25 protein-coding genes and 1 pseudogene are annotated in these 18,227 nt (G+C 40.6%); 21 read left to right on the forward strand and 5 right to left on the reverse strand.

Annotation, left to right across the window (positions count from 1 at the left end; genetic code table 11):
- Positions 1-199, reverse strand: a 199-nt coding sequence (locus tag ACH0CI_RS26755) for a hypothetical protein (protein WP_406902500.1), incomplete at its 3' end; no start/stop codon positions are given.
- A 143-nt stretch (positions 200-342) separates the two neighbouring features.
- Here ACH0CI_RS26755 and ACH0CI_RS26760 point away from each other — a divergent pair.
- The 16 genes and pseudogenes from ACH0CI_RS26760 (at position 343) to ACH0CI_RS26835 (ending at position 11,355) form a co-directional block, all read left to right on the forward strand.
- Positions 343-648 (forward strand): hypothetical protein, encoded by a 306-nt coding sequence (locus tag ACH0CI_RS26760; RefSeq protein WP_406902501.1) that lies wholly within the window; start codon positions 343-345, stop codon positions 646-648.
- Positions 645-935 carry a hypothetical protein gene (locus ACH0CI_RS26765; RefSeq protein WP_406902502.1) on the forward strand — a complete coding sequence of 97 codons (291 nt, stop codon included), beginning with the start codon at positions 645-647 and terminating at the stop codon, positions 933-935. Before ACH0CI_RS26760 ends, ACH0CI_RS26765 begins: the two co-directional genes overlap by 4 nt.
- 863 nt (positions 936-1,798) lie before the next feature.
- On the forward strand, positions 1,799-2,026 hold the full coding sequence (locus ACH0CI_RS26770; RefSeq protein ID WP_406902503.1) for a helix-turn-helix transcriptional regulator: 228 nt from the start codon (positions 1,799-1,801) through the stop codon (positions 2,024-2,026).
- A gap of 352 nt (positions 2,027-2,378) precedes the next feature.
- Entirely contained in the window at positions 2,379-3,338 is a 960-nt protein-coding gene (locus ACH0CI_RS26775; protein ID WP_406902504.1) for a hypothetical protein, read from the forward strand.
- Between the two features lie 46 nt (positions 3,339-3,384).
- Entirely contained in the window at positions 3,385-3,777 is a 393-nt protein-coding gene (locus ACH0CI_RS26780) for a methylenetetrahydrofolate reductase (RefSeq protein ID WP_406902505.1), read from the forward strand.
- Complete coding sequence (locus tag ACH0CI_RS26785; protein ID WP_406902506.1) at positions 3,778-4,272, forward strand: hypothetical protein; 495 nt, start codon at positions 3,778-3,780, stop codon at positions 4,270-4,272.
- Positions 4,273-4,286: 14 nt separating this feature from the next.
- Positions 4,287-4,919, forward strand: a complete 633-nt coding sequence (locus ACH0CI_RS26790; RefSeq protein ID WP_406902507.1) for a hypothetical protein — start codon at positions 4,287-4,289, stop codon at positions 4,917-4,919.
- A gap of 354 nt (positions 4,920-5,273) precedes the next feature.
- The gene (locus ACH0CI_RS26795; RefSeq protein ID WP_406902508.1) at positions 5,274-6,959 is read left to right on the forward strand and encodes a hypothetical protein; all 1,686 of its coding nucleotides are present in this window, start codon (positions 5,274-5,276) and stop codon (positions 6,957-6,959) included.
- 139 nt (positions 6,960-7,098) lie between these two features.
- Positions 7,099-7,218: pseudogene (locus ACH0CI_RS26800) on the forward strand (cysteine-rich VLP protein); the annotation flags it as partial.
- 3 nt (positions 7,219-7,221) lie between these two features.
- Entirely contained in the window at positions 7,222-7,425 is a 204-nt protein-coding gene (locus ACH0CI_RS26805) for a hypothetical protein (RefSeq protein ID WP_406902525.1), read from the forward strand.
- A gap of 194 nt (positions 7,426-7,619) precedes the next feature.
- Positions 7,620-7,787 carry a hypothetical protein gene (locus ACH0CI_RS26810; RefSeq protein ID WP_406902509.1) on the forward strand — a complete coding sequence of 56 codons (168 nt, stop codon included), beginning with the start codon at positions 7,620-7,622 and terminating at the stop codon, positions 7,785-7,787.
- Between the two features lie 69 nt (positions 7,788-7,856).
- The gene (locus tag ACH0CI_RS26815; protein ID WP_406902510.1) at positions 7,857-8,399 is read left to right on the forward strand and encodes a hypothetical protein; all 543 of its coding nucleotides are present in this window, start codon (positions 7,857-7,859) and stop codon (positions 8,397-8,399) included.
- A gap of 101 nt (positions 8,400-8,500) precedes the next feature.
- Positions 8,501-8,896, forward strand: coding sequence for a phBC6A51 family helix-turn-helix protein (locus tag ACH0CI_RS26820; protein ID WP_406902512.1), 396 nt, complete (start codon positions 8,501-8,503; stop codon positions 8,894-8,896).
- Between the two features lie 50 nt (positions 8,897-8,946).
- Positions 8,947-9,249: a hypothetical protein gene (locus ACH0CI_RS26825; RefSeq protein WP_406902513.1), complete on the forward strand. Its 303-nt coding sequence runs from the start codon at positions 8,947-8,949 to the stop codon at positions 9,247-9,249.
- Positions 9,215-10,939 carry a phage tail tape measure protein gene (locus ACH0CI_RS26830; RefSeq protein WP_406902514.1) on the forward strand — a complete coding sequence of 575 codons (1,725 nt, stop codon included), beginning with the start codon at positions 9,215-9,217 and terminating at the stop codon, positions 10,937-10,939. The genes ACH0CI_RS26825 and ACH0CI_RS26830 overlap by 35 nt, the downstream gene beginning before the upstream one ends.
- Positions 10,940-11,034: 95 nt before the next feature.
- Positions 11,035-11,355: a hypothetical protein gene (locus tag ACH0CI_RS26835; RefSeq protein ID WP_406902515.1), complete on the forward strand. Its 321-nt coding sequence runs from the start codon at positions 11,035-11,037 to the stop codon at positions 11,353-11,355.
- An 84-nt stretch (positions 11,356-11,439) separates the two neighbouring features.
- Here ACH0CI_RS26835 and ACH0CI_RS26840 read toward each other — a convergent pair whose 3' ends face one another.
- Complete coding sequence (locus tag ACH0CI_RS26840; RefSeq protein WP_406902516.1) at positions 11,440-11,979, reverse strand: DUF3967 domain-containing protein; 540 nt, start codon at positions 11,977-11,979, stop codon at positions 11,440-11,442.
- A 76-nt stretch (positions 11,980-12,055) separates the two neighbouring features.
- Positions 12,056-12,340, reverse strand: a complete 285-nt coding sequence (locus tag ACH0CI_RS26845) for a hypothetical protein (protein WP_406902517.1) — start codon at positions 12,338-12,340, stop codon at positions 12,056-12,058.
- A gap of 422 nt (positions 12,341-12,762) precedes the next feature.
- On the opposite strand from ACH0CI_RS26845, the gene ACH0CI_RS26850 reads away from it, so the two are divergent.
- Both ACH0CI_RS26850 and ACH0CI_RS26855 read left to right on the forward strand, forming a co-directional pair.
- Positions 12,763-13,488, forward strand: coding sequence for an HTH domain-containing protein (locus tag ACH0CI_RS26850; protein WP_406902518.1), 726 nt, complete (start codon positions 12,763-12,765; stop codon positions 13,486-13,488).
- 379 nt (positions 13,489-13,867) lie between these two features.
- Entirely contained in the window at positions 13,868-14,437 is a 570-nt protein-coding gene (locus ACH0CI_RS26855; RefSeq protein WP_406902519.1) for a tyrosine-type recombinase/integrase, read from the forward strand.
- 207 nt (positions 14,438-14,644) lie between these two features.
- Here the strand turns inward: ACH0CI_RS26855 and ACH0CI_RS26860 are convergent, their stop codons facing one another.
- A complete protein-coding gene (locus ACH0CI_RS26860) occupies positions 14,645-15,064 on the reverse strand; it encodes an endonuclease domain-containing protein (protein ID WP_406902520.1) in 420 nt (139 codons plus the stop codon).
- A gap of 270 nt (positions 15,065-15,334) precedes the next feature.
- Here ACH0CI_RS26860 and ACH0CI_RS26865 point away from each other — a divergent pair, with 270 nt between their 5' ends.
- The 3 genes from ACH0CI_RS26865 to ACH0CI_RS26875 are packed head-to-tail and all read left to right on the forward strand — an operon-like array spanning position 15,335 to position 17,467.
- On the forward strand, positions 15,335-15,634 hold the full coding sequence (locus tag ACH0CI_RS26865; RefSeq protein WP_406902521.1) for a hypothetical protein: 300 nt from the start codon (positions 15,335-15,337) through the stop codon (positions 15,632-15,634).
- A gap of 17 nt (positions 15,635-15,651) precedes the next feature.
- Entirely contained in the window at positions 15,652-16,773 is a 1,122-nt protein-coding gene (locus ACH0CI_RS26870) for an FtsK/SpoIIIE domain-containing protein (protein ID WP_406902522.1), read from the forward strand.
- A gap of 1 nt (position 16,774) precedes the next feature.
- Positions 16,775-17,467 (forward strand): hypothetical protein, encoded by a 693-nt coding sequence (locus ACH0CI_RS26875; protein ID WP_406902523.1) that lies wholly within the window; start codon positions 16,775-16,777, stop codon positions 17,465-17,467.
- A 30-nt stretch (positions 17,468-17,497) separates the two neighbouring features.
- Here the strand turns inward: ACH0CI_RS26875 and ACH0CI_RS26880 are convergent, their stop codons facing one another.
- Positions 17,498-17,914, reverse strand: a complete 417-nt coding sequence (locus tag ACH0CI_RS26880; RefSeq protein ID WP_406902524.1) for a hypothetical protein — start codon at positions 17,912-17,914, stop codon at positions 17,498-17,500.
- Between the last annotated feature and the right edge of the window lie 313 nt (positions 17,915-18,227).

An 18,227-nucleotide genomic window follows, 5' to 3' on the forward strand; every position in this document is an offset into this window, starting at 1 on the left:
AGACTGTCGCTATTCTTTCTACTAGTCGTTTGTTAATCGCCGATCGTTGATTATTAACAAATTCGCTTAAAGCTGCAGGTCGAAACTTGGCCTCGCCTTCATCTAAACCTTCATTAAGCATTACAATAAGATCCTTTTGAGTAATCTTTCGTTCTTTTAAAATCCGATCAAGGTTAACTTTTATTCTATATTCTTTCACCGTCATCTACCTCCATTTGTAACAAGTATAGCCTAAAATAAAAAATTTCGCAATTTCGTAATTTTGTTGTTGCATTTCTGTTTTTATGGGCATATAATAAAAACAAGCAATAAATTACTAAATTTCGTAATGGAGGAATTAAAATGATTAAAGAAGTAACTTATAAGTACGATTTCGGTGAGGGAGATGTTGTTTTCGAGAAAAAACAAGTAATTGAAATTAGTGAGGATGTAGTAATAAGGATTTCGAAAGAAATGGAATCTGGAATCATGGTCGATCGCGTAGCTCGGACTCGGGAAGGTTATTATGTTTACGTTGAAGAAATTATGATGCTCCATGTAGACGAAGAAGCTATAGCGAATTTTCAAATTGAGGAACTATACGGTCTGTCGGCAGTTGGGCTTTTCACTAAACTAACTAGCCTAACGCTAGGGCGTGACGCGTCATGACGGAAGTAGTAACGCTTAAATACTGGTACGATTTCGATGGTGAATTAGAGATCGTTGAAAAACAAGTGCTTGTAATCGCACCTACTACTGTCGTGACGGCAAACGGCGAGTGTGTAAGTATTGAAGTAATTGAAAAAACGGACGAGAACGGGATTGTTACGGACTGGCAGACGATAACAAACGTGATCCTCCCTGAAGAAATCGTAGCGGAAATTGATTTCGAATCATTAAAGGACCTTTCTGTGGCGGAAATGTTCCGGAGATTAGCGGCAATAAAAAAGGCCTAGACGCTTGGCATGCGCTAGACCTAAAAGTAAAGATTCGAATGGCAATCGAATCCGACATATTCTAAAACTCAGTATATTAATTATAACACACTAGCGGAGATTGGGGCAACAGTTTTCGCTTGATTTAGAGGAACTTCGATAGGCAAATCGGAGGCTCGGACGGTCTATTTAAACTCGAAGAAAAGCTGGCGGCGATTAATTATATAGATTAAAAACGAGCATCTGCGGCAACAGGTGCTTTTATTTTGTATTGAATAGGTGTAAATGGAGATAAATTACGCTTTATATGATATGAGGGACATATTTTACGTTAGTTTGTATCTGGGAGTATAAGGAGACTCCGTACTTTTTTATAGTTTCAACACTTAGACAATATAGCAACTTTTTGTTAAAACATCTGTCCTATAGGTACAAAACAGGTGAAAGTGTGCTTTATACGTAATGAGTAGGTGTAAAAATTAGAAATTTGTATCTGGAATTACGAGAAGTACTATCCTAAAACGCTTCTCAACACACCTATATAGTAGAACCCGACAAAATATAAAAACTCAGGACTAAGGAAGTAAGTAAAATAGCAACCTTTTAGCCGTTTTGTATCTACGTATTATGAGGGGTAATACCCGACATTTTGATAAAAACATTTGAGCTATATAAAATAGGAAATTTCTATTTTTACGATATGGAGACTGTAATTAATCGACTTAGCTATCTTATTATAGTGAACCCGACATTTTAGCGTCACAGTTAGATACAACTTATGTAAAGATTTTTTTGATTTATAAATATTCGATGCCGCCGTCCCCTTGGCGTGCTTTTTTTTTCAGTATTTTATTTAGAAAAAACTAAACGAAGGAGTTGATTGTATGGCTATTACGCCCGAGCTATTAAGGAAAATTCGCAAGGTTTATAGGTTAACACAAGCAAAGCTCGGAGAACTACTCGGAGTGACAGACGAATACATCAACATGATTGAACGCGGGAAATGTCCGGTATCTAAACGCTTGGCAGGCCGCATCACATATACGTTCCAACTAAACGCTGAGAAGGTCGCTGAGATTGAGTCGGTATATAAACGTTATTCAATAGATTAAAACATTCCGTCTGCTCCAAGTTCAGTCGCAGCCGGTATCATCCGTTAAAAGAATTATCGTCCCTAGTACTTATATTATCTGGGCGATGGTATTAAAAAGAATAAAAGACGACACCGCCGAGGACTGGTTTTGGACGAAGGCGGAATGTTTAAGTTCTTTTAGTTATTTACCGATATTTTTATATAACTGATAAAGATGAATGAGAAGTTGTGAAAACGATATAAAATAGCCTATAAACGTTGATATATAAGTGTTTTTAACGTATTTACGCTAGTTTTTGAGTGTTCCCGAAAACCGAAATAATTGGGTATTTTTGTTCCCGAAAACCGAAATTTTTAGGAGGATGAGTTTAATGAGTATCAATCGATTAGAAGAACAGCGTCAATGGAAAAACCTAACGCCCAAGCAACGACGCGGATTTCACGCCATGATTGAAGAGGGAACGGTTAAAGACGGCAAGTTTCACGATAAAAACGGAAACGATCAATCTCAGCGCGTACAACTGGCGCTTAACACAACAGAAGAACAGTTTAACGGCTTAATCGTGCGTGATGAATTCGCAAAGTTCCAACATGAGCAAGGCGGTTTCGTATTCGCTCTATTTAACTCTCTTTCTACAATGGACGGACGATTTCCAACGTTATCACAAAGCGACCTGGCTCGTTTAATGTTCATCGGTACATATACCGGGTGGGCTGACGGTATGCTGCAGTATGACAATGGCGTACCACTTAATCGCCAAGCCTTAGAAAAGTTAGTCGGCATGAGTCGCAGTAAGTTTTCCGAGTTTTATAACCGTCTAATTGAATGCGATATTGTTTCGCAGGACGAAAACGGTCATCTTTTCATGAATCCGACTGTGTTTTATCGAGGCACAATGAAGAATCACGGATACGATATTAGCGATCTAGCTTATACGCGTCTTTTCCGTAATACAGCACGTGAACTATACGAGGCTTATAACGGTAGAACGATTAAGCAACTGGCGGTCCTTTACGCGGTACTGCCGTTCATTAACTTTAACTACAATATCGTATGTTACAACCCGACGGAATCAGTTAAAGAGCGCATCGATCCAATTCCCATTGCGAAGCTGGCTGCGTTACTAGGTTACAAGCGTACTGAGGACCTCGTTAAGATTATCGATAAAATTAAGTACGATGGTAGTAAAGTATTCGGCTACTTTGGCACTGATTTTAAATCAAAGGGTAAAGCCGGTCTAATCGTTAATCCACGCGCTGTATATGCCGGCGATGCAAAGACATTAGAGACGGCGAGAACAATATTTGCGTTATCTGAAAGACTTGGTTAATTGCCGAGTCTTTTTATATACAAATTTTCAGAGGGGATGATCGCGAATGCACAATTCGATCAGAGCAAAAATATTAACAGTAACTAATGAACATGGATGGGGAGTAAGTCTTCAGCTTGTGGCGTCGGGTCAATATAAACCCTATTACACGGGATCTTACTATTTTCCAAAAACAGCGAACGGATCAGCTACAAGATCAATATACAAAACCATTGATCGGGCTTGCGAGCTTTTACCTAAAGGGTGTGATGTTGTATTCGAAGGAACTCACCCTACTTTCGTACATCAAAAACATATATTAACTAAGTACATTAAGAAGGTAATAGGTGAAGAGGAAAACATATTGATTTTTCATCATAGGAAGTTATATGGACTGGGTGTATTACTCGCTGAGGAGGCCTTACTTCGAAGAACAAATTTGGAACGGGAGGTTCAATAATTGAAGTATATATTAACTTGCTGTTACGCCGATGACGATAAGCACGGTGTTTTTTCGTATGCGCTCAGTCACTACGAAGGGATCTTGTTTAGCGACCAAATTATCGCTGTAGGTGATCGTAAAAATGATAAATCATACTGCGGCCACATTGCACTGCGGAGGGCGTTACGAGACGTTTCTAAGCGTTCTGAAGGCGTGGCGTCACTTACGTTAAAGTTTGACGATGTATTAATTGAAAATGTAGCGTATGAGCTTATCGAAAACATAAATACGCCTGTTTATCCATCTTTGGCGGAAAGTAGTAAGCGAGCATTACGCAGGTTTCAAAGCTATGAATTTGCGAAAATAACAACGGATTTAGACGTTGGGTTAAGCGTAGATGAGGCTACAGCACTAGATGAATGTGAAAGTAAGCTAGACGAGTTAAAAACGTTAAAAGGACGCCTAGAGCTGCTTAAATTGCGCCTAGTATGTCCGCATAAAATTATACGATAAAAGGGGAAATCAAAATGGCTAAAAAAGAACGTACTTCAGTAGTAGTTATCGAGGAATACAAAGTATCGGCTGGAAAGCAGGCGGAAGCTCGCCAGGCATTCGAAGATAGGAAAGTTGAACTCGAGTTGAATTTAGAAAAATTACAAGGTGAACTATCGAAGCATCAAGTTGAATCAGCGTTGGACATAACGGATGAAGCATTGAGCAAAGAGGTAGCATTAAAGCAAGAAATTACGCGATTAGAATTAACGATTGCCGGCCTTAACGACCGATTATCCCGAGTAAATGTTGCACCAGAAGTATCTTCGCTTGCTGTCGAGGCGGTTGATTTAGCTCGCGAGGAAGCAATAGCCCAGTATAAAACGCAAGAACAGGCGTTATTAGATGATATCGAGAACGCAAAATTCGCTTATCTGAACGCGATTGTAGCGTTTCGTAATGGTCAACAAGCCGTGGCCGAAAAGGTTAGAGAAACAGCGCGTCAGGTTGGTCGCAGTAATGGCATCGAACAAAAAGACCTTCCGCACCTTCGTGAAATTCATTGGGGATACACTACGCACCCGGAAGCTGACGGTATTAAATATGGCTTAAGCGCTCACGAGATATCGCAAGCAATTAATCACGGAATCACAACTGAACGAAAATAATCAACGAGGTGGCTTTCTTACAGGAAACTTTAACTTATATTTAACACTCTCTAAACAATGTATTGCTATGATAAAGATATCGTAAAAGCCCTTTTGTGAAAGGAGTAATACATTGGAAAACAATTTTATTAAGGGATATTTCATAGCAACTTTAATAAGTATTCCTCTGTGGCTTTCTGTTTTTGGGTGGATAAAATTATTAATATAGAACTTACGTAAGAACTATCGCTAATGGTAGTTCTTTTTTTATTACGAAAGGGGAATGCGTGATGAAGGACGTAACATTTGACGAATTAGAAGGCCGAGATTTTAAGGAAATCAGCGAGATAACTAAGCCGAAGGAGATGGATAGAGATGGCTTCAAATAAAACACCTAACCTAAACTTGGATATTTGGGGAGAAATGGACTATTTTAAGCGAGCAGAGTTGAACGGTAACTTTGATAAACTAGATGATTTTGTCGGAGACTTTAGTGCGACTCAAACAACGGTATCCACGTTAACTAATACGGTGGATAGTAGAGAAATTAATGCGAAATACCCTCCTGCACCACTTGTAGGTTTAATAGGTAGCGGAGACGAGACTGATAAGTTAGAAGCGATTATGTCATTCGCTAAATCTAACGGTTATAACAAGGTCTATCTTCCAAAAGGGACCTTTTCTGTTAAATACGTTAATTACCGTGACGGAATATATTTAGATGGTGCTGGAATCAACAAAACGTTCATCAAGGCATTAGTTAGCGCAGAAACTTTTTTTATGAGAAGTATTGATTCTCCAACGCAGCAGATTGTAGTATCAAACTTCACGATTGACGGAGGTTCTGTAAATGCAGGGCAACATGGTTTAGGTTTGATCGCCTATCCACTACAAGTTTCTCCTTTTCATGGCGGTGTTTGGTATTCTGTTTTTAAGAATTTGAAAATCAAAGGGTTTAGAGGCGCTCAAATTATCATTACAAAAGGTGCCGAAGAATTAGCCCCATCTAGTCTACCTAACCAATTCAACATATTTGAAAATATTCAAGCTTACCGTGTTGCAGAAGCCACAAGCTACTGCTTATACATGGAAAACCAAATAGGCCAGCACACATTCAGAAACTGCGGATTCGATTGCCCGACAAATGGAATTAAAACAGTAGGCACTAATATATATGTTGACGGCGGAAACACTCTTTTATTTGACATGGTAACTTCACAAAACAGTGAAAAAGTGTTGGATATAAAGAATAACAAAAACACAACACTGAAAAACTGTTGGTTTGAAAACGTTAAGTATTGCATCACGACTTATAAAACAACTAACCTAATCATAGATTCTGCTAACTTCGCAAATGCTTGTTCTGATGGGGCCAGCGGCGGTTACGGCGTCAAAAGTACAGATACTACAGATAGCATTATTGTTTCAAGTTGTAGTTTCAATGGGACAGTTGATACTTCTATTTGGGGTAACGGTCAAAGTTTTGAAATTAAATCATGGAATAACAAAGGAACTGTAGTAAATAAAGGTCTAATAAGACAGATTAACGCCGTTGATGCTGTATCTCTAGGCAATGTTAAATTTGTATATTTAACAAACCAAAGTGGGACGATCAATACTTTAAATCATACATCTTCATCTGGCGAGTTAATATGTGTTAAATTCCACGGAGCAGGAACGACAACACTTACAAGTTCTGGGAATATCAAACTACCTAACGGCATCACCTCTATTGTTTTTAGGCAAGGAGACACAGCGATTTTTACACCTACAGAATTAGAGAGCGGTGTAATGTTGGTGGGTACTAATAAATTCAGTCAAAATCAAGTTAAAACCGGAACCCTAACATATAGCGGTGACGGAACAGCAACATCTAAAACTATTGCTCACGGATTAGGTGTTGTACCATCTTACTATCACGTAGAGTTAGCAAGTGCGGGCGCGGGCACAGCTGGGAAGAAATATGTAACCGTCGATGCCACTAATATCACTATATATTTTAATACTCCACCTGCCTCTGGAACGAATAACGTTTCTTTGAATTGGAAGGCAGAAGTTTAATTTAATTCATTTCGTTTATTGTATCTAGCCATAAACTCGCTGAAAAGATCAATAAGAATACATCTTGAACGCCTCGCGCATTGTCGCCTGGCGTTTTTATTTTACCAAAACGGAGGAGATTACGATGAAATCAGAAACAATGCGCTTGGTTGAAAGAGCATGCGCAAATTATGGCGACGGTCACTGTTTAATCCTAGATAGACCATGCGTATATCAAAACGACACGGCGAATTTACGCCGATGTAGTTACTTCGAGGAGGCAGTGTTACCTGGTAATCCTACGCTAGAAGCAAAGTATCACGCGGCGCGCGGCCAAGTCGATAACAAATCTCGCTGTGAACATTGCGGAGATCCATTCCAGCGCAAGTCTAATCGGCAGAAATACTGCGGTGAATGTGCCGTGGAAATTCGCAAGCAGAAACAACGAAATTACAATCGAGAACTAAGAACAAAACGAGCACTTTGACGTTTTATTGCGTGTTTTAAGCTTCATATTAGGCGATTCTAGGCGTTGCGTATTTCTGTGAAGGTATTTATATTCGAACGCTAAAAATCGCTTTCTAAATGCTCAGACGGTCAAATGTATTACTTTCTAGGCATTGAATATTATAAAGTTATAGACAATATGTGATACTAAAAACTCAGAAGATGGTGATTTAATTGAATAGAAAACAAGAGGTTAAAAAGTTTGTTGAAGAAGTACATCAACTTGAGAAAATATTTAATATTAAGATAGTAGCCGATAATCCAGACCAAGAAATTATGTATTTAGACGAGAAGGAAAGAGACTTATACTACATTCATGATGGAGAAGTTCTGAAATGGTAAAAAATGCTTTCATTTAAGTCTAATGTCATGGTAAAATTTACTTATCAGTTTGATAGGGGGATTGGAGAAATGGTAACCGTTTTAGAAAGTAAGCTTTTTGGTTTTACAAACGCTATTAAAAAAGCATTACAAAGTGAAAATTGGCATGCTGCATTGGCAGTTTCTTTAACACTTCCAGATATTTGCGGAAAATTACAGGACGAAAATTTAAAGTCAACTAAGCGATACGTTAAATGGTATAATCAATACCTAAAAGATCAATATACAATGCTTATTGGAGCTGACAAGAAAGAACATCAATTTCTAACAGGGGAAGATATGTACGCCTTGAGATGTTCATTTCTTCATGCAGGTGAAGTGAATATTGAGAACCAATGGGTTAGAAAAGTATTAAAAGATTATAAATTTGTCGCACCTATACCTAATCGAACTCTTCATATGAACCAGTCAGGTGATACATTACAACTACAAGTCGATTTATTTTGTTTAGATATCTGTACAGCTGTTGAAAATTGGATTGAAGATTTTAAAGGAAATGAAAAAATCCAACAGAGGGCTGAAATGATGATTGATATTGTAGGTCTAGATCCATCAGGTGACTTTTCATTATAAAGAGATAGTTTCCTAATTAAATAGAGATAGATCTGAGAGGGCTAATTGTAGTCCTCTTTTTATTTTATAAAAAGTACTATCATTCGAAAGGAGAAAGTATCGTGAAGTATCTAAACGAAAACCACTACAAAGCTATCGAACTACTACTCGAAGGTAAGAAAAATCAAGAAATCGCCGAAGTATTAGGTGTTCACCGCAATAGCATCACGAACTGGATAAAAGACGACGCATTTCAGGCCGAATTAAGAAAAGCAGCTACACGTCATAGTCAGCATAGGCTCGGCGAACTGATTAGTCGTATGTATGACGTTGCAATTAACGAAGGATCCGCCGCAATGGCAAAGCTTATCTTACAGTCGCAAGGGATGTTATCAGAGAAACATATCGTTGAGCGAGAAGCTCCAAGCGCTAGTAACGGCATTAACTACGACAAGATTGACGATGAGATTGCTGCGTTTGCTAAGCGATTAGAAGACGAAACGGATATTGAACATTAACGGGCTGCCAAATGGCGGCTCTTTTTTAATATATGAAAGGAGAGATAACGATGGATAAACAACTAATCGAATTTGACAATGCGGTTGAAGCGTTAGGTGATTCTATGTTAATCAACATGCCTAAAGACCAGATTAAAGACGTTCAGCAGTTCTGCGAGTATTTTGAGCAACAAGAAGACGTTAAATTGCGGAAATTAGGATTGCGTCTTATAGACGAGTGTGTGGCCTTTGCATATATGTACCGTGTGGGCGTCTCTTACGATAAGGTATTCGATAAATCATTAGAAATAGGACATTTACGAGAGGAGGTAACGCGACGTGGCTTACGACTTAACCGCAGTATTAAAGCTTAAAGACGACTACTCAGGAAAAATGAAAAAGATTATCGCTCAAACTAAAATGATGAAAATGGCGACAGCTTCAACTGGTATTGCGGTTGCTAGCCTGGGTTCTGCGATGTCTACAACGACTGCTGTCGGAGTGGCGGCCGTCGGTGCATTAGGCGCTAGTTTCGCAGCTGCAGGCGCTGGGGCTGTTGCGTATGGCGTCGTTGCTACTTCCGCATTAACGAAGGTATTTAACGCTTCTGAAGAGTTGGGAAAAATCCAAGAAAAAATCGATCAGGCTGATACGGTTAAAGAGCGTGTAGCAGCGCAGAAAGAGCTCGCAGCGTTATATAAAGGCATGAGTAAGGCTCAACGTGGTGCTTTAACGGATTTACAGGAGTTTAAAAGCTTTTGGGGTGGGTTTACGAAGCAGTTTGAAAAACCTGTATTTAAAGCCTTTTCTGAAGGTCTAACCGCAGCACAGACCGTTTTAACTAAACTTCAACCCACTATACTAAGTGTTTCTGGCGCAGTGGTTAAGTTAATGCAGGGATTCAATAGCGCACTTGGAAGCTCCGGTGCAGCACAGTTTTTCGAATGGTTAGAAACAAACGCGGCAAGAAGCCTAACTAGTTTCGCGCAGGTCGCTACAAATACGTTTTCAGGCGTCATAAGCCTACTACAAGCTTTCCAGCCTTTAGGGGTAAGTATGGAAACGAGTTTAGTCAGGCTCACACAAAGATTTAGTGAATGGGCGGCCAGTTTAAGTGGAACGCAGGGTTTTAAAGACTTCGTTGCATATGTCCAAACCAACGGACCTACTTTATGGAATACGCTAACCAACGTAGCGAACACTATTGTAAACGTAGGTACAGCGTTAGCTCCGTTAGGGCAGGCAGTATTAACGGTCGTGGATAATCTCACCGGATTTCTTGAAAAGGTTACTTCGGTAAAAGACGTTGTATTAGTTGCCACTACGGCATTCATTGCGTATAAAGCATCCGTTGTAGCTCTTACGGCTATTGGCGCTATCGTCACATTAATGCGGTCTTATCAAGCAGTAGCAGCGACGATGACAGTAACTCAGTGGGCGTTGAATGCGGCTATGGCAGCGAATCCTATCGGGTTAGTCGCAGCAGCAATCGCAGGTTTAGTGGCAGCAGGTGTTCTTTTATACCGAAACTGGGATACGATTAGGGCTAAAGCGCAGCAGTTGTGGTCTAAATTCGGAAGCCTTATTACGAAAATACTGGCATTCTCAGGCCCTATCGGAGCGCTTGTAGCAGGCGGTATTAAACTTTGCCAAAACTGGGATAAAGTCAAAGCAGTAGGTACTGCCGCATTTAACGCAATCGGCAACGTAATCGATAAAGTCAAAGGGAGATTCCACGCATTCACAAGCGCAGTATCAGCGTTTAAGATGCCGAATTTTAAAATGCCGAGTTTCAGCGACGCAAAAGCCGGAATGGGGCCTTCGAAGAAAAACAAATCGTCTTACCACGGTGAATCCTACGTACCTCGTAACGGAATGATGTACCGACTTCACCAGGGCGAACGTGTCCTAACGAAGAAGGAAAACCGCCAATTTGCGAAAGGTAGCGGACAAAGCGTCGTTATCAACATGGGCGGAATGACTGTCCGCGAAGAAGCCGACATCGATAAGTTCGCATCGGCACTGGCACGAAAAATCTACTTAGCAGGAGAAGCTGGTGCTTGATTAGACGCATTTGCGGACTGGTATCGAGAAGGATTAATTCGTATAATAAAAGGGAATCAGTAGCAATATCATGGCGACCAAGGAGGTGAGCGAATATGAGTCTACGAGAAGAACTACTGGCGCAGGAATATGACGAAAGAACAAAGCCGAGAGGATTCGTATACTTCAAGGACGCTGAGGGCCAAGTTGTCGCTAAGACTTGCCGTAAATGCCGCGAATTAAAACACGCAAAGAACTATCATCATAAAAGCGATGGATTCGGTCAACTTGGACCATACTGCAAAATCTGCGTTTCTGCTCGCGACCGAGAGTATTACGATAAAAATAGAGAACGATTAAAAAAGGTTAAGTATGCGTATTACCGTCGAAAGAGAGCCGAACAACTTTCGCTCAATTTATTCGATGATAACGACTGACACGGCGCATAAAAATAACGGAGGGGCCCCTTTGGCTTGCTCCGTCTTTTTTTTCGTACATAGACGCTACTAGGCGCTATAGCATCATTTCCAAAACTCGTACCATTTCTTCTCTTTCGATGCCGCGATTTGTTTCTTCGTCTCGGCCATTTCACGTAATAACTGCGTCACATTTTCATCGCGTAAATCCTGCCGTAACTCTTGTCGTTCAAGACGTTCCTCTAATTTAGCGATTACTTCTTGCTGCTGGTGTAGCGCCTCTTCTAATTTCTTTATGTATTCCAAGGTGTATTGCGACTGTAGCGCCTCGTGCTCCTTATTTGACGGTACTTCAGCAGACGCCATAGTCTGTGCGGTCTTATTAAACTGTGCGACTACTATAGCGCATGCATGATCTAACTTGACGCCAGCCTTATCGCGAACCTCTTTCACTTGGCGGAATATCTCTGCGTCTTCCTTCGTAAAGAATCGCCCTGTATCGCTTGTTTTAAATTTATAATTCGCTTCTTCAAGGGATTTAGCGTACTTCCTAACGGTAGATTCTGCTATACCCACTATGGCGGCAATTTGCTTAGTTTTTAGCGTTTCATTCATTTCTGATACAATTTCTCCGTTTTCGGCCACGCGCTACACCCCGATACGTTAATAATTTAATAATTACATTCTATCATAGAAGACGGACTTCTTATCGCCCAATCAATTAATCTCTAAAGTAAGACCTTGCCGCATCGTAGCGATCTGATTTTTCGTAGACTTCCGTTAGATTCTTAATTCTATCTTCAATCTCGATCATTGAGCACTTCGCTCGCATACCGTTCATTATGTATAACTTATCGATAGTATTTTTGTGGTAGTAAATTTCCCCGTTAATTTCAGTAGCTTGGAACAGTTTGGGGTATTCTCTAAGCCAGTCGTTTACCGTACTACTTGGAATCTGGCAGTATTTTTTAATGTCTTTTTTTAAATAATAGTTTTCTTTAATCATATTTTCCTCCGTTGTATTCGCGTTAGATGTCCGTCTAAGTCAACTATATTAACAGAAAAACGATAAAAATAAAGCGAAATATACTACTGGAGGAAATATTTAACTTGTTTTTAGATATAGTTCCGAGTACAATTAAGCTAACAAAATTGAATCGGAAGCAATAAAAAAGAGCCAAGCGCGCAGTAATCGGGAGGCAACCCTTTTACCGCCGTCAGTCGTGTTCCTACCACGACATAACACCTGCTCAAGCTCTTTGTTACTGTATTCAGTATATACGTTAATTATAACCTATATACTAGTACATTATCAAGGAGAAATTCTCGACGTATTTCGTCTAAAAGAGCGTGCTGTTTTGTCGTATTTAAATTAACGACATTTCAGTGCGTTCTTTTTTGTGTATCCGTAAAAGGGAGACGAGTACATTGACGAAGTTTCATATTATCGAAAAACAGCAGTTTACGAAGCTGCAAGAATTAGAGCGAACAGCAACGTATACATACCAACGAGCAAAAGTAGCGAATTACATATATACTGACGTAGAGGCAGCGATTGGCTTACGTCCTGGCACGAAATTAGCGCAGATCATTCAGCGTATTATTTATCTTGCGACGGATCGCGGGTACAGTTATCCAGGTCGCGAAACATTGGCGGAACAATTTAGCGTGAGTACTAGAACGGTAGACAAGGCGATTAAAGCGCTGAAAGAATCCGGAGTAGCTGACGTATTCTATCGTTACAACCCACGCGGCAACTCGGCCAAGACGTGCGTTTTCATTTTCCGTACACATGCTAATTACGCGGCGATTAAGCGAATCTTGCGCAAACAGTACGAAGAAAAGTTCGAAGAAGAGTTACGCCAAACATCAACGGAGAGTAAGGCTGATGCTATCAAACAAATTGCTACGTCTATTTTACGAAAAAAACAAGACTTAAAAATAAATAAACGTCTACATAACGTAAGTAAAATTATCGAATACTTAGCTCTTAAAATCGAAAAGGTACAACAGAATAATCCAGGCGGAATAACTGCGCTTAGCTCTTATATCGATAAGACTATCGTTGAGGAACTCCGTAAGGTTAAACCGCAGGCACGACCGGCAGCACAAGCGACAGGAGCCATTCCGATATTTAATTGGTTGGAGTCTTAACGTCTTATTCCGTTGTGAAAGTTTATGCGAAATACCAGCACGGAGGCTCATCTGCGCGTGGCCTAAAAACTTTCGTGTATCATGTAATCGGAAGTGGCGATATTATACGCAACCTATAGTAGGAATACGGTTTAAGCTTGCCGATTATGTCCGATTTATTGATACGTTGAGGTACGATTCACCAGCACGAAGGGTCCGAAGGAGACAGCCGCCAAAAACTCAGGGGGTTCATTCGCACAATCTTGAACGTATGAATTTAGATAAAATCTTACATTCGTTTCGTTGATTCTATTGACTTTACGGTAAATAGTGGTATTATTAACTTAACGAAAAGAAAATCGTACATTCAAAACGTTGATAAACGGGAGGTTGAGGCGGTATGAATCAAGCGAAGGATGTTCAGCCAATTCGCGATAAGAAACAGTTAGACGATATGAAATGGGCGTTAAAGCGTCATTGTAGTGAACGGGATTATATCTTATTCGTATTAGGCTGCGAAACTGGACTACGTGTGGGCGATCTGTTGAAGTTAACGAAGAAGCAAATCGTTGAGTTGAAGTCTAAGCGCGAGAAGATAATGCGAGTTAAAGAAGGTAAGACGCAGAAGCAACGTGATGTATATATCGGCGGCTGTTACGATGAAGTATACGCCTACGCCTCTCAGTTAGACAGCGATTGGCTATTCCCGTCTAGGAAGGGCGATAAGGCTATATCACCTACGCAAGCATACCGCCAGCTTAATAAGGCAGCAGACTTCGCAGGCGTTGAGAGCGTGGGTAATCATACGTTACGTAAGACGTTTGGGTATTGGTTCTATAAAGCTACGAAAGATATTGCGATGTTACAAGGAATCTTAAATCATTCGCATCCTTCAATAACGTTGCGTTACATTGGAATTACAGAAGAAGAAAAGAATAATGTATTAAAAACGTTTAGTGTATTTAATTAGTCGGTCAATTGATCGGCTTTTTTTTATTTGCGCTGAACGGACCGACTCCCCACGACGCCCCATCCGATTCCTCTCATCTGCTGTACGAACAATCCAGCCAGCAATTTAAACTCGATGACATATTTTAACATTTACCCAGGCGGCTTCTTTTACGGAAATCACTTGACCGCATAAAAATTTCGCTACAAAAATTTAAACTCGAGAGGTTTATAACTCCTTCTCAATACGCCTCAACACGTCCGGCATTTTTGTCACTATTTCGCTTCCAGTGAAACGCAAAACCTTACGATAGCCATTTTTGCGAAGGTAGGCGCTTTTACGCCGATCACGTGCTTTTCGCTCTGGACTCGAATGATATTTCTTTCCATCAGCCTCAATCGCTATGTCTCTAATCACTAGATCAATCGTATACCTACCGCACCTAACCTGGGCGCGCACTTTATATCCGTTATTAACTAGCGCGCTGTATAATCTCCGTTCAATGTGTGACTCTAATTTTTTATATTCGATTATACGCGCTGGAACAGGATCCGGTTTCGGTCCCATTTCGTAGAAGATGTACGCTATTAAGCCCGTCGCTAATAACGTAAAAAATATCGCATATTCCATTGTCTCAGTAGTTATCACCGAATCATCACCTACCGCACTAAAAATTCTTTGTTAATTTAAATTGGTACATGCAACACAACCGCACCAGATACATAATATCTAAGTGTAACCAAATCATCAGCGAGTCATTCTCTACCGCACTATCGATGACGCGCTAATACAGGCTTTATACGTTGATACGGCAGGCTACCCGAGATTTGTTGAGAGAAAGAAGCCGAAGGCGGAGAGAACGAATCATTCCCTCTAACGGCGACTTGTAAATCGAAATTTATAGAAAGTAGGCGCAGCATGAAAAACACGGAATCAATTTCGTTTCAAGACTTCATGAACGAATCATACAAAAAAGCAAAACGGAGGTATCGTCCATATCGAACATTTTCGTTTGTCCCCTTTAGTCCGTTAGCGATGCTTGACCCGACTATTTTAACGTTAGGTGGGATTGTCTTAGGTATCGCATTAATTGAACGATTATTAGAACGATTAGGTGTCTTGGATATCGCAGCGAACATTAGCGGTGTACTACGTTTTATTATGCCGGTTACTTTCTTTGGCGCCTTGATTTATTTTCTAATGACATTCTCGATTTGATTTAAGGAGGACGAAATATGTTTACGAAATTAAAGCTACGTGGCCAACTAATAAGGGCGTTTAAGAATGCCGAAGTGTATAAGACATATAAAAGAGGCGATCGCACCTTCCACCAATATCCCCGCATACATCATATCGATAATACGGATGCCTATACACGGTACTCCTTTTCCCTAATCAATGGTATAAATCCGAAGGTATTTGACGATAAACTCTGGGCGATTAAGCAAGTGTTAGGATCCAACGTTGAAATTAACGGTAAGTTAAAAAATTTTTCTATAACGGTCCATAAAAAGTCTATGCCGAAGCTCGTTAAGTATAATTACGAGGATTTCAAGCCGGAAATTGAGCGCATGGAACTGCCGGTCTGTGTCGGTAAGGATATTTACGGCAATTATATTTCGTGGGATATGGCCGAACTCGAGACGCTGCTTGTCTCAGGCGAAATCGGCGCCGGTAAGTCTAGTCTGCTGAGAGCGATTCTGACGACCCTAATCAAATCTAAGTCGCCAGAAGAATTGCGCCTGGTACTTGCGGATCTTAAACGTGCTGACCTCGGCCTGTTTCATGGCGTAGAACACGTCGGTTCGTTGTCGTTTGAAGCGAAAGAAATGATTAAGCCGTTCACGAAACTACGGGCGGAAATGTACAGACGAGGCGATTTACTATTAGAGCATGGCGTAACACATATTAAAGGGCTTCCGTTTAAATTACCTCGTATTGTAACTGTCGTTGACGAAATGTCCATCATTAAAAAAGAGCGTGATTTGGTGGAGCTCATCGAACAAGTAGCTTCGCAGGGCCGAGCGTTAGGAGTACATCTCGTTATAGCCATGCAGCGTCCAGATGCGGATCTCCTTAAAAGCGCCTTGAAGTCAAATCTTCGTGTGCGGATTAGTGGGCGCCAAGCTGACGCAACGAATGCGAAAGTGGCTGGCGTTCCAGGAGCTCACGAAATAGATGCCGGCGCACGCGGACGTATGTTGATTAAGATAGACGACATACAGACGTTTCAAGGCGTTTTTCTCGACGAAGAAGAATGTAAACGAATGATAGCTCCGTTTAAGAAAGATGTGCCAATCGAGCAGAGTGCACAAACAGAACAACTCGTAGAATCTATATTTGGGGAGGAATGGTGAGATGCCAGTAAGATTATCGCAGCGTGATAAAGACATAATTGAGTTTATTAATAAGTTTCGAGCTGTCGATCGTGATAGTTTGGCAGAACTCTTTTTCTCCGAATTAAAAACACCTGTTAATGGCTGCAACTCCGTAATGGTCCGTCTATTTCGCCTGGGCCTCGTAGAACGTACGCAGCAGTATTCTCCAACCGTTTATTTACCTGCAGATGCGAAGATAAAGAAAAACTCGCAGAAAATATTACATTTCCTTTCGATACTGGATACGTATAAACAAATGTGTACGTATAGTAAGCCTAAGCATGTGATTGTCGAAGATAAGCCGACTGGACGAAAAGGAGGCATTGAACCGGATCTCTTTTGTATCTTTAAAGGCGCTCCGTTCTGGTGCGAGATACAGCGAAACGTATACTCAGAAGCTAAAATGCAGGCGAAGATTAACTTATATGAGGAGTTTTTCTTTTCGGATGAGTGGAAAGCGTTGCATTGGCAGCGGGAAGGTAAGGCTCCTGTATGGCCCACTGTAATTATCCTCACGCCCGTCCGTTATAACGTGTCATCGAATTACATTAAGGTGATTCAAGTCGCCGACATTCACGAACTCATGCAGAAATACGGCGGTAATGCAAAAACGCAGCAGCCAGCGCCTAAACCTACGTCCAATAACGGAGGCATTCGTATAAATTTAACGTAAAAAAGGCGCCTGTGAGGGCGCTTGTTTTTGTTAACCGATGTAACTCGCAATTTGTGTATACTGTTTCTGATCACATCTGATATGAAGCGCATGTTCTACGTTGTCTTCTCCGACTAAGTAAACGAAGGCTTTCGATGTGTCTTTTTTCTTTCCGCCCATTGCTGCGCCTGCAATCGTTCCAATTGGACCAGCGATAACTGTACCTGCAATAGCACCTGCTGCGGCTTTCCCAGCACTACGAGTCGAAGATTCTTCCCATTCGATGTTAACGAGATGCCAACGTTTCTTATCAGCGAAAGGTACTTCCGTAATGACTTCGCCTGGATTATCGCCTTTAACAAGTGATACAGATGTAATTGGGACCGGTATTTGCTTATCGGTTAACACGTGACCGCCACTTAAAATTTGGATTGGAATTCGCGAACGAAATATCTCTTTCCAACTCATCGGTATATCCCTCCGTTTTAAGAAATTTGCCGTAATATACTTATATGTTAAACGGATAGGAATAAATAACCTTTAGATAAATAAAACTAAAAAAGACGCCTTCTAAACGGTTTAAAATCGTTTGTGATGGCGTTTTCTTATTTCGTGATAAATGATATTAGATTATTACTTTTCGTTCAACACAGGCGATTCTGAAGCCTCGAATGTGAGTAGAGTATTAATGTCTTCAATCTCTAAGACTGTCGCTATTCTTTCTACTAGTCGTTTGTTAATCGCCGATCGTTGATTATTAACAAATTCGCTTAAAGCTGCA

The sequence above is a fragment of the Priestia sp. 179-F W1.4 NHS genome (assembly GCF_045369295.1).
Classification (GTDB): Bacteria; Bacillota; Bacilli; order Bacillales; family Bacillaceae_H; genus Priestia; species Priestia zanthoxyli.

Bases quoted from the DNA above. Each gene is read 5' to 3' on its own strand.
- ACH0CI_RS26760 (WP_406902501.1), top strand. From the start codon at position 343: ATGATTAAAGAAGTAACTTATAAGTACGATTTCGGTGAGGGAGATGTT.
- ACH0CI_RS26765 (WP_406902502.1), top strand. From the start codon at position 645: ATGACGGAAGTAGTAACGCTTAAATACTGGTACGATTTCGATGGTGAA.
- ACH0CI_RS26770 (WP_406902503.1), top strand. From the start codon at position 1,799: ATGGCTATTACGCCCGAGCTATTAAGGAAAATTCGCAAGGTTTATAGG.
- ACH0CI_RS26775 (WP_406902504.1), top strand. From the start codon at position 2,379: ATGAGTATCAATCGATTAGAAGAACAGCGTCAATGGAAAAACCTAACG.
- ACH0CI_RS26780 (WP_406902505.1), top strand. From the start codon at position 3,385: ATGCACAATTCGATCAGAGCAAAAATATTAACAGTAACTAATGAACAT.
- ACH0CI_RS26790 (WP_406902507.1), top strand. From the start codon at position 4,287: ATGGCTAAAAAAGAACGTACTTCAGTAGTAGTTATCGAGGAATACAAA.
- ACH0CI_RS26795 (WP_406902508.1), top strand. From the start codon at position 5,274: ATGGCTTCAAATAAAACACCTAACCTAAACTTGGATATTTGGGGAGAA.
- ACH0CI_RS26815 (WP_406902510.1), top strand. From the start codon at position 7,857: ATGGTAACCGTTTTAGAAAGTAAGCTTTTTGGTTTTACAAACGCTATT.
- ACH0CI_RS26825 (WP_406902513.1), top strand. From the start codon at position 8,947: ATGGATAAACAACTAATCGAATTTGACAATGCGGTTGAAGCGTTAGGT.
- ACH0CI_RS26835 (WP_406902515.1), top strand. From the start codon at position 11,035: ATGAGTCTACGAGAAGAACTACTGGCGCAGGAATATGACGAAAGAACA.
- ACH0CI_RS26845 (WP_406902517.1), bottom strand. From the start codon at position 12,340: ATGATTAAAGAAAACTATTATTTAAAAAAAGACATTAAAAAATACTGC.
- ACH0CI_RS26855 (WP_406902519.1), top strand. From the start codon at position 13,868: ATGAATCAAGCGAAGGATGTTCAGCCAATTCGCGATAAGAAACAGTTA.
- ACH0CI_RS26865 (WP_406902521.1), top strand. From the start codon at position 15,335: ATGAAAAACACGGAATCAATTTCGTTTCAAGACTTCATGAACGAATCA.
- ACH0CI_RS26870 (WP_406902522.1), top strand. From the start codon at position 15,652: ATGTTTACGAAATTAAAGCTACGTGGCCAACTAATAAGGGCGTTTAAG.
- ACH0CI_RS26875 (WP_406902523.1), top strand. From the start codon at position 16,775: ATGCCAGTAAGATTATCGCAGCGTGATAAAGACATAATTGAGTTTATT.
- ACH0CI_RS26880 (WP_406902524.1), bottom strand. From the start codon at position 17,914: ATGAGTTGGAAAGAGATATTTCGTTCGCGAATTCCAATCCAAATTTTA.